At 67.5% G+C, this 20,249-nt stretch carries 19 protein-coding genes; 6 read left to right on the top strand and 13 right to left on the bottom strand.

What is annotated here, in order from left to right; all coding sequences use genetic code 11:
• Positions 1 to 286: 286 nt before the first annotated feature.
• The 4 genes from ACZ5PO_RS12900 to ACZ5PO_RS12885 all read right to left on the bottom strand — a co-directional run bounded on the left by ACZ5PO_RS12900 (position 287) and on the right by ACZ5PO_RS12885 (position 5,522).
• Positions 287 to 2,725 carry an aerobic carbon-monoxide dehydrogenase large subunit gene (locus ACZ5PO_RS12900; RefSeq protein ID WP_464193977.1) on the bottom strand — a complete coding sequence of 813 codons (2,439 nt, stop codon included), beginning with the start codon at positions 2,723 to 2,725 and terminating at the stop codon, positions 287 to 289.
• Positions 2,722 to 3,222, bottom strand: coding sequence for a 2Fe-2S iron-sulfur cluster-binding protein (locus ACZ5PO_RS12895; RefSeq protein WP_464193975.1), 501 nt, complete (start codon positions 3,220 to 3,222; stop codon positions 2,722 to 2,724). Before ACZ5PO_RS12895 ends, ACZ5PO_RS12900 begins: the two co-directional genes overlap by 4 nt.
• A gap of 9 nt (positions 3,223 to 3,231) precedes the next feature.
• Positions 3,232 to 4,095 carry an FAD binding domain-containing protein gene (locus ACZ5PO_RS12890; protein ID WP_464193973.1) on the bottom strand — a complete coding sequence of 288 codons (864 nt, stop codon included), beginning with the start codon at positions 4,093 to 4,095 and terminating at the stop codon, positions 3,232 to 3,234.
• 242 nt (positions 4,096 to 4,337) lie between these two features.
• The gene (locus ACZ5PO_RS12885; protein ID WP_464193971.1) at positions 4,338 to 5,522 is read right to left on the bottom strand and encodes an MHYT domain-containing protein; all 1,185 of its coding nucleotides are present in this window, start codon (positions 5,520 to 5,522) and stop codon (positions 4,338 to 4,340) included.
• Between the two features lie 216 nt (positions 5,523 to 5,738).
• On the opposite strand from ACZ5PO_RS12885, the gene ACZ5PO_RS12880 reads away from it, so the two are divergent.
• Complete coding sequence (locus tag ACZ5PO_RS12880; RefSeq protein ID WP_464193969.1) at positions 5,739 to 7,004, top strand: FAD-dependent oxidoreductase; 1,266 nt, start codon at positions 5,739 to 5,741, stop codon at positions 7,002 to 7,004.
• Positions 7,005 to 7,028: 24 nt separating this feature from the next.
• Here ACZ5PO_RS12880 and ACZ5PO_RS12875 read toward each other — a convergent pair whose 3' ends face one another.
• The gene (locus ACZ5PO_RS12875) at positions 7,029 to 7,481 is read right to left on the bottom strand and encodes a nuclear transport factor 2 family protein (protein ID WP_464193967.1); all 453 of its coding nucleotides are present in this window, start codon (positions 7,479 to 7,481) and stop codon (positions 7,029 to 7,031) included.
• 98 nt (positions 7,482 to 7,579) lie between these two features.
• On the opposite strand from ACZ5PO_RS12875, the gene ACZ5PO_RS12870 reads away from it, so the two are divergent.
• Both ACZ5PO_RS12870 and ACZ5PO_RS12865 read left to right on the top strand, forming a co-directional pair.
• A complete protein-coding gene (locus tag ACZ5PO_RS12870; protein WP_464193965.1) occupies positions 7,580 to 8,086 on the top strand; it encodes a winged helix-turn-helix transcriptional regulator in 507 nt (168 codons plus the stop codon).
• Between the two features lie 75 nt (positions 8,087 to 8,161).
• On the top strand, positions 8,162 to 8,362 hold the full coding sequence (locus ACZ5PO_RS12865; RefSeq protein ID WP_464193963.1) for a hypothetical protein: 201 nt from the start codon (positions 8,162 to 8,164) through the stop codon (positions 8,360 to 8,362).
• 274 nt (positions 8,363 to 8,636) lie between these two features.
• Here ACZ5PO_RS12865 and ACZ5PO_RS12860 read toward each other — a convergent pair whose 3' ends face one another.
• Positions 8,637 to 9,719 carry a zinc-binding dehydrogenase gene (locus ACZ5PO_RS12860; protein ID WP_464193961.1) on the bottom strand — a complete coding sequence of 361 codons (1,083 nt, stop codon included), beginning with the start codon at positions 9,717 to 9,719 and terminating at the stop codon, positions 8,637 to 8,639.
• Positions 9,720 to 9,845: 126 nt separating this feature from the next.
• Positions 9,846 to 10,634, bottom strand: a complete 789-nt coding sequence (locus ACZ5PO_RS12855; protein WP_464193959.1) for a crotonase/enoyl-CoA hydratase family protein — start codon at positions 10,632 to 10,634, stop codon at positions 9,846 to 9,848.
• A 152-nt stretch (positions 10,635 to 10,786) separates the two neighbouring features.
• Here ACZ5PO_RS12855 and ACZ5PO_RS12850 point away from each other — a divergent pair, with 152 nt between their 5' ends.
• On the top strand, positions 10,787 to 11,362 hold the full coding sequence (locus ACZ5PO_RS12850) for a TetR/AcrR family transcriptional regulator (RefSeq protein ID WP_464193957.1): 576 nt from the start codon (positions 10,787 to 10,789) through the stop codon (positions 11,360 to 11,362).
• A gap of 87 nt (positions 11,363 to 11,449) precedes the next feature.
• Here ACZ5PO_RS12850 and ACZ5PO_RS12845 read toward each other — a convergent pair whose 3' ends face one another.
• From ACZ5PO_RS12845 to ACZ5PO_RS12820, 6 genes are all read right to left on the bottom strand, one after another.
• A complete protein-coding gene (locus tag ACZ5PO_RS12845) occupies positions 11,450 to 12,496 on the bottom strand; it encodes a sulfate/molybdate ABC transporter ATP-binding protein (RefSeq protein ID WP_464193955.1) in 1,047 nt (348 codons plus the stop codon).
• 4 nt (positions 12,497 to 12,500) lie between these two features.
• On the bottom strand, positions 12,501 to 13,400 hold the full coding sequence (gene cysW, locus ACZ5PO_RS12840; RefSeq protein ID WP_464193953.1) for a sulfate ABC transporter permease subunit CysW: 900 nt from the start codon (positions 13,398 to 13,400) through the stop codon (positions 12,501 to 12,503).
• Positions 13,393 to 14,247, bottom strand: coding sequence for a sulfate ABC transporter permease subunit CysT (gene cysT, locus ACZ5PO_RS12835; RefSeq protein WP_464193951.1), 855 nt, complete (start codon positions 14,245 to 14,247; stop codon positions 13,393 to 13,395). The genes cysW and cysT overlap by 8 nt, the downstream gene beginning before the upstream one ends.
• Positions 14,248 to 14,253: 6 nt before the next feature.
• Complete coding sequence (locus tag ACZ5PO_RS12830) at positions 14,254 to 15,249, bottom strand: sulfate ABC transporter substrate-binding protein (protein ID WP_464196820.1); 996 nt, start codon at positions 15,247 to 15,249, stop codon at positions 14,254 to 14,256.
• Positions 15,250 to 15,886: 637 nt separating this feature from the next.
• Positions 15,887 to 16,300: a hypothetical protein gene (locus tag ACZ5PO_RS12825; RefSeq protein ID WP_464193949.1), complete on the bottom strand. Its 414-nt coding sequence runs from the start codon at positions 16,298 to 16,300 to the stop codon at positions 15,887 to 15,889.
• Positions 16,301 to 16,496: 196 nt separating this feature from the next.
• Entirely contained in the window at positions 16,497 to 17,840 is a 1,344-nt protein-coding gene (locus tag ACZ5PO_RS12820) for an APC family permease (RefSeq protein WP_464193947.1), read from the bottom strand.
• Between the two features lie 846 nt (positions 17,841 to 18,686).
• Between ACZ5PO_RS12820 and ACZ5PO_RS12815 the strand changes: the two genes are divergently transcribed.
• Positions 18,687 to 19,658 carry an exopolysaccharide biosynthesis protein gene (locus ACZ5PO_RS12815; protein ID WP_464193945.1) on the top strand — a complete coding sequence of 324 codons (972 nt, stop codon included), beginning with the start codon at positions 18,687 to 18,689 and terminating at the stop codon, positions 19,656 to 19,658.
• Positions 19,655 to 20,089, top strand: coding sequence for a hypothetical protein (locus tag ACZ5PO_RS12810; RefSeq protein ID WP_464193943.1), 435 nt, complete (start codon positions 19,655 to 19,657; stop codon positions 20,087 to 20,089). Before ACZ5PO_RS12815 ends, ACZ5PO_RS12810 begins: the two co-directional genes overlap by 4 nt.
• Positions 20,090 to 20,249 lie beyond the last annotated feature (160 nt).

The following is a 20,249-nucleotide window of genomic DNA, read 5'->3' as shown; positions in this document are numbered from 1 at the left end:
TGCGGGCGTCGAGGCAACACCCCCACCAGTCCCTTCCGCTTCGCACGGGACAGCCTCCCCACAAGGGGGAGGCCGTTCGTTCCGCCGCCCCGCCTACTCTCCCCGCTAACAAGCAGAGGCTCCTCCCTCCCCCTTGTGGGGAGGGGTAGGGGTGGGGGTGAACCGCGACGTTTGCAGAACAAGTGCTTAGGCTGAACGCCTCAGATATGTGCCCTCTCCCCGCAGGCGGGGAGAGGGGTGCCCGGCGGCTCCGTCTGTGCCAATCCTTCGCGTTCATGGGGTGCGGCTACGCGGCCGCCGCCTCCTCGTGCAGGCCGAGCTTCTCGGCCGCCATCCACGTGCGCCAGTGGTCGTGCGGCATGGGGATGTGGGTCGAGCCGAGGAACTTGAAGGCGTCGTTGACGGCGTTGGCGAAGCAGGGAACGCCGCCGACGTTGGGGCTTTCGCCCACCCCCTTGGCGCCGATGGGATGGTGCGGCGACGGCGTCGTGGTCCAGTCCGTCTCCCACCGGGGCGTCTCGACCGCGGTGGGGATGAAGTAGTCCTGGAACGAGGCGGTGACGACGTTGCCGTCCTCGTCGTAACGGATCTCCTGGCCCATGGCGATGCCGAACGCCTCGGTCAGGCCGCCGTGCACCTGGCCCTCGATGATCATCGGGTTGATGCGGGTGCCGCAGTCGTCCAGCGCGTAGAAGCGGCGGATCTTCGTCTCGCCGGTGTCCACGTCCACGTCGGCGACGCAGATGTAGGCACCGAAGGGATAGGTCATGTTGGGCGGGTCGTAGTAGCTCACCGCCTCCAGGCCCGGCTCCAGGCCGGGCGGGGGCGCGTTGTAGGCGGCCCAGGCCAGCTCCGTCATGGTCTTGAAGCGCTCGGGCGTGCCCTTCACGCGGAAGCGGTCGACGTCCCATTCCAGGTCGTCGTCATGGACCTCGAGCAGGTGGGCCGCGATCATCTGCGCCTTCGCCTTGATCTTGCGCGCGGCGACGGCGGTCGCAGCACCCGACACCGGCGTCGAGCGCGAGCCGTAGGTGCCGAGGCCGTAGGGGGCGGTGTCGGTGTTGCCCTCCTCCACCGTGATCAGGTCCGCGGGGATGCCGATCTCGCTGGCGATGATCTGGGCGTAGGTGGTCTCGTGCCCCTGCCCTTGCGACTTGGTGCCGAGGCGGGCGATCACCGACCCGGTCGGATGGATGCGGATCTCGGCGGAATCGAACATGGCGATGCCGAGGATGTCGCAATTGCGCGACGGGCCGGCACCGACGATCTCGGTGAAGAAGGACACGCCGATGCCCATCAGCTCGCGCGTCTCGCCGCGCCGGAATGCCTCCTGCCGTGCCGTCTGCTCGGCGCGAAGCTCCTTGTAGCCGACCGCGTCCATCACCTTCTGCATGGCCACGTGATAGTCGCCGGAATCGTATTCCCAGCCGAGCGCCGACTGGTAGGGGAACTGCTCGCGCCTGATGAAATTGCGCAGGCGCAGCTCGGCCGGATCGAGGCCCAGCTTCTGCGCCAGGATGTCCATGGCGCGCTCGACGCAATAGGCCGCTTCCGTCACGCGGAAGGAGCAGCGGTAGGCGACGCCGCCGGGCGCCTTGTTGGTGTAGACGCCGTCGACCACGCAATGGGCCACCGGGATGTCGTAGGAGCCGGTGACGATGTTGAAGAAGCCGGCGGGCCATTTGGACGGATCGGCGCAGGCGTCGAAGGCGCCGTGGTCGGCGAGCACGTGCACCCGGAGGCCGGTGATGCGACCGTCCTTGGTCGCCGCCAGCTCGGTCGTCATGTGGTAGTCGCGTGCGAACGAGGTGCTGGACAGGTTCTCGATACGGTCCTCCACCCACTTCACCGGCAGCCCGGTGACGATGGAGGCGACGATCGAGCAGATGTAGCCCGCATAGGCGCCGACCTTGTTGCCGAAGCCGCCGCCGATGTCGGGGGCGATGACGTGGATCTTGTGCTCGGGGATCTTGGAGAGCAGCGAGGCCACGGTGCGGATGACGTGCGGCGCCTGGAAGGTGCCCCACAAGGTCAGCTCGCCCTTCACCTTGTCGAACGATGCGACGCACTGACAGGTCTCCAGCGGCGAGGGGTGGACGCGCTGGTAGCTGATCAGCTCCTTGATGGTCACGTCGGCCTTCTGGAAGGCGATCGTCGTGCCGTCGCGGTCGCCGACCTCCCAGGTGAAGATGTGGTTGTAGTGCTTGCGGGCGCCGTGCGCGCCCTCGGTCTTGTCCTTGATGTCGTCGCGCAGCAGCGGCGCATCCGGCGCCATCGCCTTGAACGGATCGACGAGGGCGGGCAGCTGCTCGTACTCCACCGTGACCAGCTCCACCGCGTCCGCCGCCGCATGGCGATCGGTGGCGACGACGAAGGCGACCTCCTGGTTCTGGAACAGCACCTTCTCGTCGGCGAGCACGGCCTGCACGTCGCCCGCCAGGGTCGGCATGTAGTGCAGGCCGAGGGGCTTCAGCTCGGCGGCCGTGAGCACGGCGACGACGCCCGGCACCGCTTTCGCCTGCGCGGTATCGATGGACTTGATCCGCGCATGGGGGAAGGGCGAGCGCACGAAGTCGCCGAACAGCATGCCCGGCAGCTTCAGGTCGTCCACATACTGGCCCTTGCCTTGCGTGAAGCGGATGTCCTCGACGCGCTTGCGCTTGCAACCGAGGCCTTCGAGCTTGGCGGCGCGCTCCGCCGCCGACGGCACGACCATCTCGTTCATTCGGCGGCCTCCTTCACGGCGCCCGCCGCCAGCCGTTCGGCCGCGTACTGGATGGCGCTGACGATGTTCTGATAGCCGGTGCAGCGGCAGAGATTGCCGGCGATGCCGAAGCGGATCTCCTCCTCGCTGGGGTGCGGGTTGTCCTGCAGCAGCCGCCAGGCACGGGTGATCATGCCGGGCGTGCAGAAGCCGCACTGGAGCCCGTGCATCTCGCGAAAGCCCTCCTGCAAGGGATGCAACGCGCCGTCGGCGGCGGCGATGCCCTCGATGGTGACGATGTCGCCGCCCTCCGCCTGGACGGCAAAGACGGTGCAGGATTTCACCGAGCGGCCGTTGAGATCTACGGTGCAGGCGCCGCAATGGCTGGTGTCGCAGCCGATGTGGGGACCGGTGAGGCCCTGCTCGTCGCGCAGGAAGTGGATGAGCAGCGTGCGCGGCTCCACCAGCGCCTCGACGGGCTTGCCATTGATGGTGAGCTGGATGTGGGTCTTGGCCATGGCGTTGTCCTATCGGGCCCGGTCGCGGGCGCGGGCGAGCGCCCGTTCGAGCATCACGCCGGCCATCTTGGTGCGGTACTCAGCCGGCCCGTGGTTGTCGGAAGCGGGCGACGTGATGGCTTCGGCAGCAGCGCGGGCCCGGCGTACCGTGGCAGGATCGAGGGACGAGCCGACGAGCAGCCGGCAGGCGTCCTCGGCGAGCAGCGCCGTATCACCGACGTTGGAGAGCGCCGCCGCGCAGGTCGCGACGGTGCCGCCAGCCATGGTGAGCACGACCGCGGCGGCGGCGGTGGCATAGTCGCCGACCTTGCGCTTCAGCTTGTTGTAGGCGTAGCCGTGCCCTTGCGGCGGCGGGACGATGCGGACGGCGGTGAGCACCTCGCCGGGCTCGAGCGCGGTGACGTAGAGGCCCTTGTAGAAGGCGCGCGCCGCCACCTCGCGCTCCCCGGCCGGGCCGGCGAGCACATAGGTGGCGCCGAGCACCATCATCACGGCCGGCAGGTCGTTGCCGGGATCGCCGTTGGCGACGTTGCCGCCGACGGTGCCCATGGCGCGCACCTGCGGATCGGCGATGAGCAGGGATGTTTCGCGCAGGATCGGGATCCGCTCGGCGAGCAGGCCGGAGCCGATGATGTCCTGCTGCGTGGTCATGGCGCCGATGACGACGGCGTCGCCCGTGCTGCGGATGCCCTTCAGCTCGGCGATGCCCGCGAGGTCGACGAGGTCGCTCGGTTGGCCGAGCCGCAGCTTCATGACCGGGATCAGGCTGTGCCCGCCGGCGAGCGGCCGCGCGTCGCCGCCGAGGTCGGCCAGCAGCGCGACAGCCTCCTTGACCGATGCCGGACGGTGATAGGCGAAGGGCCCTGGGATCACGTCGCGTCCTCCGTCGGCGCAGCGGCCAGGGAAGTCGTATCCCGCGCCGCAGCGTGCCTTGTTGTGTTGGCGGAATCTGGCGAGCGGCGCGGCGCAGCGGCAAGCGCCGTTGCACGAACGGCGGGCCGCTGCACGAGTTGCGGAACGCCTGCACGAACGGCGGCGCCGCCGCCATGGTCGCGATTGAACGGCCTGTGGTTGCGGGGGACGGGCGCGGGCTCGGACGAGCTCCCGCTCGCGGCTCAGGGCAGCGCGTGGCGGCTCTTCAGGCCGAACTGCGATCTGAGCCAGGCCGTCCGGCTGCGGCTCACCGGCACCACGTAGGTCTCGCCGCTCGATGCCAGCTCGATCTGGCAGTTGTCGCCGCTATTCTTCAGGGCGACGACGCGGTCCAGGTTGATGATGTGGCTGCGGTGCACGCGCACGAAGCGGCTGTCGCCGAGACGGCCCTCCACGTCGCTGATCGGCAGCGAGCAGAAGTATGTGGCGCGGCCGTCGAACACGGTGGTGTAGTGGGCGTTGGCGCGGACGGCCACGATGTCGTCGACCGGCAGGAGGTAGACGGCGCGGTCGCGCTCCACCGGCAGGTGCTGGCCGCGGCGCGGGGGCGGGCCGCCGGGCGCCTGGTCCTCATCCGCGGCGACCGGCTCGGCCGGGCCGCCATCGGCGCCGGCAGGCGCAGCCGGTACTGCTGCAATCGGCACCTCCGGCTGCGGCGCCACGGCCTCTCGCGGCCCCGGCTGGTCGGGCACGAGCACCAGCAGGAACAGCCCGGAGACCAGGAAGGCCACGACGGCGACCACGATGGCCAGGAGGTCGGGCGACAGCGCCGGGGCCAGTGAATGGGGATCCGGGTGCGGCACCATGGTCATCCCGGCCATGGCCGTATAGTGCATGCCGGAGATGGCGAGGCCCAGCGCCGCCGCCGAGAGGAACAGCGGCGGTCGTCCGGAGCTGGCCGCCAGGCGTAGCGCCAGGCCCGAGGCGGCGATGGCGATGACCACGCTGGCGGCCACGAACGGCGGCGCGTGCATCATATGGGCGCTGGCATGCAGCGCCTGCATGCCGATGTAGTGCATGGTGACGATGCCGAGGCCCATGAACACGGCCGAGGCGGCAAGGGCGGGCAGCGTCAGGCGGCCGGCGGTGGCCGCGAAGACGCCGACGCCGACCACCAGCACGCAGACCAGCACCGAGAGCAGGGTCGGGAAGACGAGATAGTCGACCGGAAACGGCAGCCGCGCCGCCAGCATGCCGACGAAGTGCATGGACCAGATGGCAACGGCCAGGCAGATGGACGAGCCGGCCAGCAGCGCTCGGCGCCGGGAGCCATCGGCGTCCTTGATGCGGACCGCCAGGTTCAGCCCGACGTAGGCGCCTTGAATCGCCACCAGAACCGACAGCGCCACGAGCCACGGTTCGTGCACCACATGCACCGCTCGATCCTCCCATGACGGCGCGCTGTTTCGAATTTTTCTTATTGTCCCTTTCTACCCTCAAAGCCGGTGCGATCACAATTCGCACGCCGCGACCGCGGGGCTTGATCCCGGCCTCCATCGACTAAAGTAACAAGGCTACGGAGGGCCGATTCGGGTCCGCCCGAAGGCGGCCGGGCCGCGCGGCGGTGGTGGAGGCGGAGGGCCATGGTCGGTCAAGCGGCGAGTGAACCCGGCCGGGGCGGCGAGGCGGCGCTGCCGACCTCGAGCAGCCTTGCGACCGGCTGCGCCATCGTCGGCGCCGGTCCCGCCGGCCTGATGCTCGGCCTGCTGCTCGCCCGCGCCGGCGTCGACGTCACCGTCGTCGAGAAGCACGGCGATTTCCTGCGCGACTTTCGCGGCGACACCATCCATCCCTCGACGCTGGAGGTGATGCACGAGCTCGGGCTGCTGGACGGATTGCTCGCCCTGCCGCACACCGAGGCGCCCCGGCTGCACGCCGAGATCGGCGGCGCCGACGTCACCATCGCCGATTTTTCGCGGCTGCCGACCCGGTGCCGCTTCATCGCCTTCATGCCGCAGTGGGAATTCCTCGACTACGTGGCACGGCAGGCCGAACGGTATGCGAACTTCCGTCTCGTCCTCGAGGCGGAGGTGACGGCGCTGATCGAGGATGCGGGCCGGGTCGTCGGGCTCAAGGCGCGCACGCGCGACGGCGAGCTCGGGCTGCGCAGCGCCCTCGTGATCGGGGCGGACGGCCGCAATTCCGTCGTCCGCGAGAAGGCCGGCCTCGCGGTCCAGAGCTTCGGCAGCCCGAGCGACGTGCTGTGGATGAAACTCTCCCACGCGCCCGCCGATCCCCCCTACACCATGGGCCACGGCGGGCCGCGCCAGGGCTTCGTCATGATCGACCGCGGCGACACCTGGCAATGCGGCTATGTCGTGCGCAAGGGCAGCTTCGCCGACGTGAAGGACCAGGGCCTGGAGGCCTTCCGCGCCGCCGTCGCAGCGGTGTCGCCGCTGCCGGCCGAGCGGATGCAGGAGGTCCGCTCCTGGGACGACGTGCACCTGCTCAGCGTGCGCATCGACCGGCTGACGCGCTGGTGGAAGCCCGGCCTGCTCTGCATCGGCGATGCGGCGCATGCCATGTCGCCGATCGGCGGCGTCGGCGTGAACCTCGCCATCCAGGATGCAGTGGCGGCCGCCAACATCCTGGCCCGGCCGCTGAAGGACGGAACGCTGGCCGACCGGCACCTCGCTGCCGTCGAGGCACGGCGGACGTTTCCGACCAAGGCCACGCAGAAGCTGCAGCTGATGATGCGCCGGGACCGGCGCCAGCGCGAGAGCGACAACGCCAAGCGGGCCGGCCCGCCCGCCTTCATGGGCGCCATCGCCCGGAGGCCCTGGCTCGCCCATCTCGCCGGCCGGCTGATCGGCCTCGGCTTCCGCCCGGAGCACGTGCGCCCCTCGTGAGTGCCGGGCACCACGGCTGATTGATTAGTCAACCAACGGCGCGGCCAGCGCCTCGCTGTTGCCGGCGCGGGCAAGGCGCTCGAGCGTCGCCGCCAGCCCGGCCGTATCCGGGCAGATGACGAGGCGCGTGGCGCGGCCCCAGCGCAGATGCAGCACGTGGATGCCGCGGTTGTCCGTGCGCACGCCGTCCGTGCCCGAGTTCGTCTCGTCCCAGTCGATCACGACGACCGTATTCCAGGGCCAGCCGGTCACGGCGATGGAGCAGACGTCGAAGTGGATGTCGGGCAGCAGCCGGTAGAGACGGTCGTACCAGGCGCGCGTGGCGGCCAGCGTGTGCCTGGCGCCGCCGAGCGCGCTGTCGCCGAGGAAGGCGTGCTCGAACGCCGGCGCGAAGGCGGCCAGCACGGGCTCCGCGTCGCCGCGGTTCACCGCCTCGAACAGCACCCGAACCCGCTGTCGAACCGTCGCGTGGTACATGACGAACCCGCGTTCACTGATTGAACTGATCTTATCCAGTTGAGTTCAATGATGCAACTCTCTAGTCTCGCTGCATGGAACGGACGAGCTTTGCCGAGATGCGCTGCTCCCTGGCGCGGAGCCTGGAGCTGATCGGCGACTGGTGGTCGCCGCTGATCCTGCGCGACCTGTTCCTCGGCGTCGGCCGCTTCGATGACCTGGTCGAGGACCTCGGCATCTCGCGCAACCTGCTGACGCGCCGGCTCAAGGCACTCATCGGCCACGGCGTGGTCGAACGGGCCGCCTACCAGCAACGGCCGACGCGCTACGAGTACCGCCTCACGGAGGCAGGCCGCGATCTCGTGCCCGTCCTCCTGGCGCTGACCGCGTGGGGCGACCGCTGGGCACGGCCCGGCGAAGGCGTTCCGATGTATTTCGTCCATCGGGACTGCGGTCATCGTTTCGAGCCGCAGGTGTGCTGTTCCCGGTGCGGCGGCGCCATCCGCGCCGAGGCCGTGACCGCGGCACCTGGCCCGGGCGGGGCGGCCGAGCCCGGCACACGGGTCGTGGCGGAGCTCCTGCGTGCAGCCGCCGCGGCCCCCGCCCGCCGCCCTCCCCCTGGCTGAAAGGACTATGTTGACACCCGCTGCGGCCCCGCGGACCGTCAGCTCGAATGTCGGTCGAGACGCGGAGGATCGGCGATGCGGTTTGGTCTGCTGTGCATTGCGCTCGCGCTCGCTCCGCCCGCCGCGCTGGCGCAGGTCAGTCCCAAGGCCGCCGCCTGCCAGGCGGAGGCGAGCCGCATCGTCAGGCCCCAGCGCAACCCGGTCTGCCAGCGCAATCCGGCCGCCTGCCAGGCGCAAGCCCGCGGCATCTTCCGGGACTGCATGGCCCGCACGTAACCGCCAGGCGCACGTGCCTCGGTCCGCCGACAACGGCTCGCCCAGTGGCACCGTCGCCCTTGTCTCTACGGACGGGACGCTGCTTGCGGCGCGGGGCGTGCAATGCCGGCGAGGCCGCGCCGGCGGCGTGAACGGTGTCGCTCTGTCCAGGCATTCCCTGGCGCAGATGGATCGTCGAAGCGCCGCCTGGCGGCGATGCTCATGCCGAAGTCCTGGCGGATGCAGTCGAACGTGGGCCGCAGGTCGCGCTTGGCGACCCAGTCGTCGATGCCCCTCAGCGCCAAGGTTCGACGATGATCTTCGCGTGTGCGTCGGGATTGGCCAGGTCGCTGAAGGCCTGCTTGACGCCGTCGACGCCGACCTTGCCGGTGATCAGGGGCGCGCCGTCGATCTTGCCCTCGGCCAGATGATGCAGCGCCAGGGCGAACTCCTCCGGCGTGTAGCCCAGCACGAACTGGAGGTCGATCTCCTTGCTGATGCCGAAGAACGGCTCGATGGTGTCGCTCTCCATGTTGACGCCCACCACCACGACGCGGGTGTGGCGCATGGCGCCCTCGAGGATCTGCTGGATGATGCCGGGAACACCGACGCATTCGAAGACGACGCCCGGGCGGCGCTGCGGCCCGACGCCCATCCTGGCGAGGGGGTTCTCGGGATCGAAGCCCTCCGGCGTCGCCTCGTCCTGCCAGCGCTTGTAGGGGGAGTGCTCGGCCGGATCGAGGACGATGTCGGCGCCCATGGCCTCGGCCAGCCGCCGCCGCGCCGGCGAGAAATCCGCCGCCAGGATCGGATGCACGCCCTTGATCCGCAGCCCGGCGATGACGGCCAGCCCGACCGGGCCGCAACCGATGACGAGGGGCACATCGTCCGGCCCGAGACGCGCGCGCTCGACCGCATGCCAGCCCACCGCCATCGGCTCGGTCAGCGCCGCCTGCTCGTCCGGCAAGCCGTTCGGCACCTCGATCAGCAGCCCTTCGCTCAGCACCATCCGCTCGGCGTAGCCGCCCGGCACGTGGTTTGAATAGCCGACCGTCGCCGCGCCCGTCGCCGTGAAGGTCACCGGCACCGAGCACACGCGCGTGCCGACCTTGTGCCGCCGCTCCGAGCCGGGCCCATGCTCCAGCACCTCGGCGCAGAACTCATGGCCGAACACGATGTCCTGCGAGAGGTCCATGGCGAAGCTGCCGCCGGTGCGGCGGGAGGCCTCGACCATGCGCGGCGCATAGTGCAGCGCATGCAGGTCGGAGCCACAGATGCCGCAGGCGAGCGTCTTGACCAGCACCTGGCCGGTGCCGGGGACAGGCTCCGCCACATCGTCGACGACCAGGTCGCCGCCGCGGAAAACCGCTGCACGCATCGTTTCCTCCCAGCGCCCTTCCGTGGGGCGCCTTTTCCGATTCAACCGGCGGAGATGATGACGTGAACGGCTTGGCCGCGTCGAGCCCATGCCGGCGCAAATCTGCGCCGGCATGGAAGCGCCGCGTCAGCGGCCCTGGAAGTTGGCCGCCCTTCGCTCCATGAAGGAGCGGATCCCCTCCGCCGCATCGGCGCTCTGCATCACCCGGTCGCGGATGGTGGGGATGGCGGCGATGGCCGCCTGCTCGCCGGCCGCAATGAACTTGCGGCCAGCCTCCTTGGTGACCTGGATGCCGAGGGGCGCGTTGGCGTTGATGAGCCGCGCGATCTCCATGGCGCGCTCCACCTGCGCTCCCGCCGGCACCACCTCCTGCACCAGGCCGATGCGATAGGCCTCGGCGGCGCCGAACTCGTCGCACAGCATCAGGTGGTACATGGCGTTGCCCCAGCCGGCGCGGCTGAGGAAGCGGAAGTGGGCGCCGCCCAGGGGGGCGATGCCGCGCTTGGCCTCCATCTGGCAGAAGCGGCAATCGTCGGCGGCCACCACGATGTCGCCGGCCAGCATGATCTCGATGCCGACGGTGAAGCAGATGCCCTGCACCGCCGTCACGATCGGCTTGCGGCACTGGTTGCGCAGGCCGAAGGGATCGATGCTGTCAGGCGGGCTGTCGATCCGCTTCGCCGTCGGGCCGAAGAATTTTGGCATGTCGAGGCCGGCCGTAAAATTGTCGCCGGCGGCGCAGAGCACGCCGATCCACAGCTCGTCGTCCCTGTCGAGCAGGGTCAGCGCATCCGACAACTGGGCCATCATCTCGGGCTGGAAGGAGTTCTTCTTCGCCGGGTTGTCGATGATGATCTTCAGGATGTGGTCGTGGCGCTCGTGGCGGACGCGGCCCTCGGCGGTCGTCTCGGACATGGTCGTTCCTCTCCCGGTTCCGGTGCGGTGGCGGCCGAATGGCGGCGCCTCTGCGCCGGGCATGCCGCGCCATCTGAATGACGTTCGTCATCCAGAAAGATGATGGATATAATGCTGTCGGTCAAGCGACCGAACCGGAGGGGATAGCGACCATGGGTCATTCGCAGGCGGAGAAGGCGCAGAACCGCGAGCGCATCCTGGCGGCGGCCGCCGAGCAGATCCGCGCCGGCGGCCTGGAATCGGTCAGCGTCGGCAAGCTGATGCAGGCCGTGAACCTCACCCATGGCGGCTTCTACGGGCATTTCGAGTCCCGCTCCGAGCTCCTCGCCCAGGCGCTCGAGCGGGCACTGGCCGATGGCCAGCACAGGGCCCACGCCGCGGTAGCGCCGTCCAGCCGGCCGGGGCGTCTCTCCGGCTTCGTGCGCAGCTATCTGAGCCGCGCCCATCGCGACTCGCGCGAGACGGGATGTGCGATCGGCGCCTTGGCGTCCGACGTCGGCCGCGCCGACACCCGCTCACGCGCCGTCATGACCGACTACATCGAGCGCTATATCGCCAGCGTCGCCGACGATCTCGGCGGCGACGACGCCAAGGCCATCGCCGCGGTGAGCGCCATGGTCGGCGCACTGGCGCTGTCACGCGTGGTCAGCGATCCCAAGCGCTCCGACGCGATCCTGAAGGCCGTCCGCGAGCACGTCATGGCCATGGAGCCAGACGGGCAGGTGTAGCGACCCGCCCCATGCAAGGGCCACGCAAATCTCACATCGGAGAACCGCGCTGACGGTCAGCGCGGCTCCCGGCGCGGCCACACGGCCTCAACCGGCAAAGACGAATCCGTTGAGGACCTGCAGACCCACGGCGCGTCCCGGCGCGAGACGCGCCGTGTCGGATGCCTCGACGACCACGACTTGTTGGCCCGGCCGTTCGACCTCTATGCGCTGACGGCCCTGCGTCCGATAGGACGAGCGGACGAAGCCCTCCAGGTGCGCATGCTCGGGCTCGGCAAACTGCAGCTGCCACGGCCGCGCATAGAGCTTCACCGGCCCGGTCAGTCCGCTCGGCGGGACGACGGACGTCGGACGGCCGTTGACGAGCACCTGACGGTCCTGCACCAGCGCGTCGACCTCGATGGTGTCGCCGAGGAACTTCAAGACGGTCGAGGACGCCGGATGCTCCTGCACCTCGTCCGGCGTGCCGATCTGCGCCAGCCGTCCCTTGTCGAGCACCGCGACCCGGTCGGCGAGCTCCAGGGCTTCGTCCTGGTCGTGGGTGACGAAGATCGTCGTCTGGCCCGTGCGATCATGGATCTCGCGGAGCCAGCGGCGCAGATCCTTCCTCACCTGGGCGTCCAGCGCGCCGAACGGCTCGTCGAGGAGCAGCACGCGCGGCTCGACGGCGAGGGCACGAGCGAGCGCGATGCGCTGGCGTTGGCCGCCCGACAGCTGCGACGGATAGCGGTCGGCGAACCCCGACAGCTTGATGAGATCAAGGAGATCGCCGACCCGCTTCTTGATCTCCTCCTTGGGCGGTTGCGCCGATCGCTTCCGCGCCTCGAGGCCGTAGGCGATGTTGCCGGCCACCGTCAGATGCTTGAACAGCGCGTAATGCTGGAAGACGAAGCCGACGGCGCGCTCCTGCACGGGCAGCCGGGTTGCGTCGTCCGCCCCGAAGATGATGCGGCCCTGGTCGGGAAAATCGAGCCCGGCGATGATGCGCAGCAGCGTCGTCTTGCCGGAGCCGGAGGGGCCGAGCAGAGCGACCAGCTCGCCGGCATGCACGTCGAGCGACAGATCGTGCAGGACGGCCGCCGTCTCGAATGTCTTCGACAGGTTCTCGACGCGAATCGCCGTGGAGCCGCCCAACGGGTTAGTGACGTCGTGCCGCTGCCGCGATGTCGTCGGCGTAGCGCCATTCGAGGAAGGACTTGATGACGAGGGTGACAAGAGCGAGGCCGGCAAGGAGGGATGCGACGGCGAACGAGGCAACGAAGTTGTACTCATTGTAAAGAATCTCCACGTGGAGTGGGAGCGTGTTGGTCAGGCCGCGGATATGGCCCGACACGACCGAGACCGCACCGAATTCGCCCATGGCTCGGGCATTGCAGAGCAGGACGCTGTAAAGCAGGCCCCAGCGGATATTGGGCAGCGTGACGGTTCGGAACGTGTGCCAGCCGGAGGCTCCGAGCGTCAGCGCCGCCTCTTCCTCGGACACGCCCTGTTCCTGCATGAGCGGGATCAGCTGGCGGGCGACGAACGGAAAGGTCACGAATATCGTGGCCAGAACGATGCCGGGGACCGCAAAGATGATTTCGATATTGTGGTCCGTCAGCCAGGGACCGATCAGCCCGCGCGAGCCAAAGACGAGCACGTAGATCAATCCCGACACCACCGGCGAGACCGAGAACGGCAGGTCGATCAGGGTCACCAGGAGGTTCTTGCCCTTGAACTCGAACTTGGCGATGGCCCAGGCGGCGCATACGCCGAAGACCAGGTTGAACGGGACGGCGATGGCGGCCACGAGCAGGGTCAGCCGGATTGCAGCTTGAGCATCCGGTTCGGCGAAGGCGGCGAAGTAGGCCCCCACGCCCTTGGCGAATGCCTGGACGAAGACCGTGATGAGCGGCAGCAGGAGGAACAGGGCCAGAAAGATCACGGCGATGGCGACGAGCAGCCAGCGCACCCAGGCTCGTTCCGTCGTGACGCTGGCCGGCGGCGCGAGCGGGGCCAGTTCCGGCGAGAAAGCACCGTCGAGGGCGGAATCAGACATAGCCAAACCTCCGCCGGCTCCAGGCCTGGATCAAATTGATGAGCAGGAGCGTCGCGAACGAGATCGCCAGCATGATGGTGGCGATGGCGCAGGCGCCCGCGTAGTCGAACTCGGACAGCTTGATGACGATCAGGAGCGGCGCGATTTCCGAAACGAAAGGAATATTGCCGGCGATGAAGATGATCGAGCCGTACTCCCCCACGCCGCGCGCGAACGCCAGCGCGAAGCCGGTCAGCACGGCGGGAATAAGCGGCGGCAGCACCACCTTGGTGAGCGTCCGCCACCGGGTTGCGCCGAGCACGGCCGATGCCTCCTCGATCTCCTTGTCGATTTCGGCGATCAGCGGCTGGACCGTCCGCACGGTGAACGGCAGCCCGATGAACAGCATCGCGATGAAGATGCCGACCGGGGTGTAGGCCGCCTCGATTCCCAGCTTGGCCAGTTGCTGGCCGACGAGGCCGTTCGGCGCGTAGAGCGACGCGAGCGCGATGCCGGCAACGGCCGTCGGCAGCGCGAACGGCAGATCGACCACCGCGTCGATGAGCTTGCGGCCCGGGAAATCATAGCGGGTGAGGACCCAGGCCACGATGCCGCCGAACACCGAAGCGGTGAATGCGGCCAGCAGAGACACGCCGAAGCTGACGCGCAGCGCGCTGAAGACGCGCGGATCGGAGGCCACGCTCCATATTCCGGAGATGCCGAGGCCCGACGCTCGCGCCACCAGGGCGGCGAGCGGAAGCAGCACAACCAGCCCGAGGCAGGTCAGCGCGTATCCCAGCGTGAGCCCGAAGCCCGGGATCACGCTCGGCTGGCGGAAGCGACGTGCGGGAGGAGTGAACGCGACCATGGCTTCCTAGCGTCCGTTTCTGCTCAGTTGGTCGAATAGGCCTCCGTTGTCGAAGTTCTTCTTCTGAATATCGTCCCATGACCCTTGGAGGTCCTCGATCTTGAACAGCTTCAGGTTCGGCAGCAGCGCAAGGTCCTCCTTGGCGGCGGCCTCCGGCTTGATCGGGCGATAATGATGCTTGGCGAAGATGGCCTGTGCTTTGTCCGAATACAGGAACTGAAGATACGCCTCCGCCGCCTTTCGCGTTCCTTTCCTGTCGACGTTCGCGTCGACAAGCGCCACCGGCGGTTCGGCGTAGATCGACACCGGCGGCACGACGATATCGAACTTGTCGCGGCCGAACTCGTCGAGCACCAGGTAGGCCTCGTTCTCCCACGTCGGCAGCACGTCGCCCAGGCCCCGTTGGGCGAAGGTCACGGTCGAGCCGCGCGCCCCGGTATCGAGAACCGGGACGTTCCGGTAGAGCTGCCCGACAAACGCGTTGGCCTTCTCGGCAGCCTTGCCTTCCTTCTCATAGGCATAGCCCCAGGCCGCGAGGAAATTCCAACGCCCGCCGGCCGACGTCTTGGGATTGGGGGTGATGACCTTCACATCGGGCTTCACGAGGTCATCCCAGTCCTTGATCGCTTTGGGATTCCCCTTCCGCACCAGAAAGACGACGGTCGACGTATAAGGCAGCCCGGCGTTGGGCAGCTTCTGGCGCCAGTCGGGGCTGATCTTCTGCGACAGGTTCACGATCGCGTCGATGTCCGATGGAATGCCCAGCGTCACCACGTCGGCCGGAATGCCGTCGATGACCGTGCGGGCCTGGGCGCCGGAGCCGCCGTGAGAGGCGCGCACCGTGATGCTCTCGCCCGTCTTCGCCTTCCAGTCCTCGGCGAAGGCCGCGTTGATGTCCTTATAGAGCTCGCGCGTCGGATCATAGGATACATTCAGCAGCTGCACCTCGGCCTGCGCCGCCAAGGGGAGCAGCATCGCCGACGTCAGGCAGGCAGCTTTCAGGAGCTTCCGCCATCCGTGACGCAGGAAATCATGGCTGGAGACATCGCGCTCGCTCACTTCATCTCTCCGAATATACGGCCGATACCGTAGATACATGTAATTCCTGCCGCTCGACGTCGAGCCAGCTGACTTCCGGCGCGCGGGCCTCGCGAAACCGAAGCGTCGAGCGGCAGCGGGCTCAGACCCAAATCATGCCGCCGTCCTGGGCGACAACCGCGACCTGGGAGAATGATTGCAGATAAATCGAGAACTGTTTCACTTTTTTGAGGTATTAATTAACAACTATATTCCAAAATGACGGCATAACGGGGCTTTTTATCAGCTTGCCGGCCGCTCGGTAGTGCCGTTGCAGCGCGGCGTAAATAGTGTGCGCCTGAACCTGGCGAAAGGGGCGCGCGCCAGCACCGTACGACGCGGTCGCGGCAAGAGGCGCCGCTGCCGATTCATGCGGACATGGCGCGCGCGGGCCGTCCAATTCGGAAGAGGTCGGGCGCTTCTGTTCGATCAGATCGTCAACATCGGCTCGGGACGCGCTCTGGAGCGCGCCCCGATTGGGCGGCCTCGTCCGATCGCAACAGAAGCGCTCCAGATTCAAAGAACTCGGGCATTTCTCTGCAATTGGACGATGTTCGAAACGCTACTGGGTGCGCGCCTTCACCTGCCGCGGCTTGGCCGGCGCCTTGGCGGCTCGCGGGCCGGGCTTTGCCCGGGTCTTGACGGGCTCAGCCGGAACCAGCGCCGCGTCCTCCCGCTTGGCCGCCGCCGCATCCAGGGCGGCCTCGGCGCCCTCGGCAAAGCCGCGGCGCACGGGGTTTTCCTCCGGCAGGAGCTCGGTCAGGAATACCGCACTGAAGACGATCCCGTAGGACACCCCATAAGCGGTGTTGTAGATGCCCGAGCCAAAGGATCTGCGGACCTTCTTGGCGGCGACCTTAGCCGACTCGCGGGCGTTCGACGTCGCTTCTCCGAATGTCTCCGCAGCAGCTTCCAGCGCCTCGCCCAGCGCGGACAGCGGATTTGTTTCGGAGGCTTCCGATACTTTCGTGCTCATAGGTTCACCTCATCGCAATGTTGGAATTGTGCGGATCCAAGACGCTCGCCTCCCGCCGTCGTCATCTTGGAGATCGTACAGGTGCTCTGGCGGACGACGGCGTTGGGGGCTTGATCTTGACCATCATCCGACGCCGGCCGAGCGGTGCCAGCCATCGGCGCGCCAGGTGCGGCATGCTCTCGAGGCGAGCGCGCCCTCATCGTGCCGACCTTTCGGCGAGGCTGGCCCCATCTAAGAACTGCAGTTCGACATTTTCAACCGCGCTCGTCATCGTCGAGATCATTTTCGGGCGGCGGGCGCGCCGCAGCAGCAGCCACCCCAGCCCCAAGGCCATGTACGCGACGAAGATCCAGAGCAGCAGGTTGCTCGGAAATGTCGGCGCCGGAAACAGATCGGTGCCGGGGACGCCGACGGTGCCGAGGAAGGGCAGCAGCATGAAGCCGGTGCCGAAGACCGAGAAGAGCACGGCCGATTTGCTCAGCGCATTGATACGGCGGAGATACATCGGCGCCGCGACCGAGATCAGGATGTACACGACCAGGAAGCCGAAGCTGCAGAGCGTGCCGAAGTACCCCTGGCTGTCGAAGGCGCTGACGCCGAGAAGATAGGCGGCGGTGGGGACGAGAAACGTCGTCAGCGCCGAGAAGCAGACGGCGATGTAGGGCGTTTCGTTCTTCACATGGGCTTCGCCGAGGGCGTCGTTGAACAGGCCGTGCCGCGCCATCGAGAAGACGATGCGGGCCGTCGAATTGATGGCGGCCAGCGTGCAGGAGAAGAAGCTCAGCAGGATGCCGATGTTGATCAGCACCCCGAGAAAGCCCAGCCCCAGCGCATCCGCCAGGAAATTCAGCGGCGCCTCGGTCGTCTCGAGGGAGGCGGGGGAGCCACGGAAGCCCAGGATGACGACGTAGGCCATGAAGATGAAGACGAGGCCCGATACGATGACGCTCGAGGTGACGGAGCGTGGAATCGTGCGCAGCGGGTTCTTGGCTTCTTGCCCCAGGGACGTCGAGCTCTCGAACCCCGAGAAGCCGAAGACGACCAGGACGACGCCCAGCAGCACCCCACCGGGCGTCGTGCCCGTCAAGGTCAGTTGCTCGGTATCGATGGCGAAGCCCTTGCTCCGCCAGATCAGCACGCCGAGCACCAGGATCGCCAGCAGGGCGAACGCTTCGAACAGCAGCATCATCTTGGCGGAGAGCTGAACGTCCTTGTAAGCGATCCAGCACGCGCCGATCGCGCCCAGCGCGTACAGGGCCAGCGTGTGCACGTGGAAGCCGATCTGGCCGAGCAGCACGCCGGCGATGATCGCGAAGCCGCACAGCGTCGACATTCCGGTCACGATGTAGCCGAGCAACAGGGCCCATCCGCCGAGCACGCCCGCCGTGGGGCCTAGGCCCCGGACAATATAACTGTAGAGGGAGCCGGGGGAGGCCGAACGCCTGGCAAACTGGTTGATGTTGAAGCTGACAAGTATAAGCCCGATCATTCCGAGCAGGAAGCTCAGCGACGTGCCGTTGCCCGCCGACGCAAAGATCAACCCAAGAATAGCCGCGGGAACAGTCGACGGCGCAATGACGGAAATCGACTGAGCCAAAACCTCGGTCGCGGATAGGCAGGAAGATCTTAGATCCCGACGGGCATACGAAACCTCGACATCGCGAGCCGATATGGCGGCATCGTCCTCATTCATCTTTAAAAATCCGCCGCAAACAAGATGTAAGTCAGGGGAAGCCGCTCACGCGGCGCCGTCCACGACAGCTGTCGTCGACTGCACAAGTTGGCAAGCAAGCGAGTGAGGGATGAGACCGCCCCCGGGTCTCAGGGCGTCGATCGACAGATGGGATGATTGAGCTTCGGGTTGGGATGATCCACCAGCATTCGCGAATGCTATCGAGTCGTTTCATGTATGTCAAACACATGACTACGGCACGTCACATCATTGACAAATTGGCAAGCCATATGTCATTCGTTTTAGACCGGTGATTTGCATAAACGCAGCCGCGACTTCGAAGAAAATACTGCATGGAGGCGGCGATGCGCAATAATATTTCGACCCGAGAGGATGGACGAAAGAATAATTCTTTTTTGGCGTGTGGGCGAGCTGCCGCCCAGCGCTTTGCCTTCGGGGGCTTCGCCTCCCGCGAGATCTCCGCGGCCGCTGCGAGCGCGGGCTCGGCCAGGCGCCTCCGGTCGACTGCAAGCCCCGATCAGCCCTCCAATTCCCGAGCTCGAGCCCATGGACGCATCTGAGTCTCCGCCGCGCGCTCGCGGCATCCGGCAGCGTTCGGCGACCGTCAAGACGGGGAGGTCGGCGCCGACCGGCCGAAAGGCGGCGGCAGCGGAGGCGCTGGGCCGCATCCACCTCGATGACGGCGGCGGAGCGATGCCGCCGGCCGGCAAGCCCGAGCGCGCAGTTGCCTTGGCCCGGGCAAGATACGCCAACGCCGTGACGAGGGAGGCTGCGCCGCCACCACCGGTGCGGGCCTCACAGACGCTTCGCGAGATTCTGACGAAGAATCCCACGCTGGGAACCTTCACCGTAAGGCAGATCGTCGACTCGATCGGCGAAGGCCAGATCGCCACCTCGCTGATGGCCTTCTCGGTACCCGCCGTCGTCGCGCTTCCGGATACGTACCGATTGGCAGGACTTCCAGCGGGGATGATCGCAGGGCAAATGATCGGCGGTAGCAGCCGAATCAAGCTGCCCAAATTCATCCTCGAACGGTCTGTGCCGCGCCGGACGCTTGCCGTTGCGATCCATGCGATCGTTCCCATCCTGGAGCGGGTCGAAACGGTGGCCAAGCCGCGCTGGCGATGGGCCAGCCACCCGCTGGTCCACCGGCTCCTCGGCGTCCTCCTCTTCCTTCTGGCGCTTGCCATCGCCGCACCTATGCTCGGCTTCAACGCGCCCCACGCCGCCGCGATCTTCATCATTTCCTTCGGCATGGTCGAACAGGACGGCCTGGCCATTCTGATCGGCGTCGTCGCGGGGCTCGCCTCGCTCCTGCTCGTGATCGCGGCCGGCTTTTCCGGCAAGGCCATGCGATCCAAGGCGGGCAAATGGCTGCGAAACGTCTCGAGGAAGTTCGCGTTGAGGCTGGCTGCGGCGTTCTTCAAGAAGCTCGGCTACAAATGGGCCAAGCTGTTGGAGTTCGAATGGGGACAGTTGCCCCTGCTATGGGACCCGGAGGCCGCCGGGGCACGTCAGTCGGCGGGGCCCCGGGCCGAGAGCGCGCCGTCGGCCGTCGCCCGCAGGCCCAAGCAACCCGCTCGGCAACGCTCGCTGGCACAGCCCGGCAGGCTCCCTGAGCCCGCATCCCGTGCCGCCCGCACGAAGGTCTCGGTGAGCCGATGAAACGAGAGAAGATCTACGAATTTCCCATCGACAATCCGCTGACGCCGGCCAAACGCAAAGCCGTCGAGAAATACGTCGAGCAGAGCGCCGAGCAGCTCGAAAAGCCGCTCGCCTACAGCTGGGACGAGGATGACCGCTCGATTCTGCATATCGCCGCCGAGCCCGTCCTGGTCGAGGTGAGGTTCGAGGGCAAGAAGGTCGAGCTGTATGGTTCGGCGCCGTTATGGGCACGGCTCCTGTTCACGGAGAAGAGGAAGACCGCGCTCAAGGAGCAGATCGAGTCCATCCTCGTCAAAGCGAAATTCATCGCCGTCAAGAAGCCCAAGCGCGAGGACGACAACGCGCGGCGCGGTGCCGTCGACATTGCAGCGGAGACCGCGGCCGCCGCGGGTGGGCGGCGCCGTCGCGCTGCGCAACGAAGCGATGGGTGACCGGCGGCAAGCCGCAGATCATCGTTCGCCCGAAGAGCCCGCATGACAGAGGCGCCATCGTCAGCCCCTGTGGCAGTATAGGCGGGCATTCCGGCAAACGATAACGCCTTGTGCCGTCGGAGCGACGGAGCACAGGCCGTCGGGGGGCGCGACGGTCCCA

The organism is Chelatococcus sp. KU-N122 (assembly GCF_055391085.1).
The sequence above is the reverse complement of the archived record's forward strand: the minus strand, read 5'-3'. Positions and strand labels throughout refer to the sequence as shown.

What these genes read in the sequence shown, in the direction of transcription:
- ACZ5PO_RS12875 (WP_464193967.1), bottom strand. Translation starts at nt 7,481, where the DNA reads ATGTACCACGCGACGGTTCGACAGCGGGTTCGGGTGCTGTTCGAGGCG.
- cysW (WP_464193953.1), bottom strand. Translation starts at nt 13,400, where the DNA reads ATGTCTGATTCCGCCCTCGACGGTGCTTTCTCGCCGGAACTGGCCCCG.
- ACZ5PO_RS12900 (WP_464193977.1), bottom strand. Translation starts at nt 2,725, where the DNA reads ATGAACGAGATGGTCGTGCCGTCGGCGGCGGAGCGCGCCGCCAAGCTC.
- ACZ5PO_RS12865 (WP_464193963.1), top strand. Translation starts at nt 8,162, where the DNA reads ATGCGGTTTGGTCTGCTGTGCATTGCGCTCGCGCTCGCTCCGCCCGCC.
- ACZ5PO_RS12825 (WP_464193949.1), bottom strand. Translation starts at nt 16,300, where the DNA reads ATGAGCACGAAAGTATCGGAAGCCTCCGAAACAAATCCGCTGTCCGCG.
- ACZ5PO_RS12850 (WP_464193957.1), top strand. Translation starts at nt 10,787, where the DNA reads ATGGGTCATTCGCAGGCGGAGAAGGCGCAGAACCGCGAGCGCATCCTG.
- ACZ5PO_RS12810 (WP_464193943.1), top strand. Translation starts at nt 19,655, where the DNA reads ATGAAACGAGAGAAGATCTACGAATTTCCCATCGACAATCCGCTGACG.
- cysT (WP_464193951.1), bottom strand. Translation starts at nt 14,247, where the DNA reads ATGGTCGCGTTCACTCCTCCCGCACGTCGCTTCCGCCAGCCGAGCGTG.
- ACZ5PO_RS12895 (WP_464193975.1), bottom strand. Translation starts at nt 3,222, where the DNA reads ATGGCCAAGACCCACATCCAGCTCACCATCAATGGCAAGCCCGTCGAG.
- ACZ5PO_RS12880 (WP_464193969.1), top strand. Translation starts at nt 5,739, where the DNA reads ATGGTCGGTCAAGCGGCGAGTGAACCCGGCCGGGGCGGCGAGGCGGCG.
- ACZ5PO_RS12870 (WP_464193965.1), top strand. Translation starts at nt 7,580, where the DNA reads ATGCGCTGCTCCCTGGCGCGGAGCCTGGAGCTGATCGGCGACTGGTGG.
- ACZ5PO_RS12815 (WP_464193945.1), top strand. Translation starts at nt 18,687, where the DNA reads ATGCCGCCGGCCGGCAAGCCCGAGCGCGCAGTTGCCTTGGCCCGGGCA.
- ACZ5PO_RS12855 (WP_464193959.1), bottom strand. Translation starts at nt 10,634, where the DNA reads ATGTCCGAGACGACCGCCGAGGGCCGCGTCCGCCACGAGCGCCACGAC.
- ACZ5PO_RS12860 (WP_464193961.1), bottom strand. Translation starts at nt 9,719, where the DNA reads ATGCGTGCAGCGGTTTTCCGCGGCGGCGACCTGGTCGTCGACGATGTG.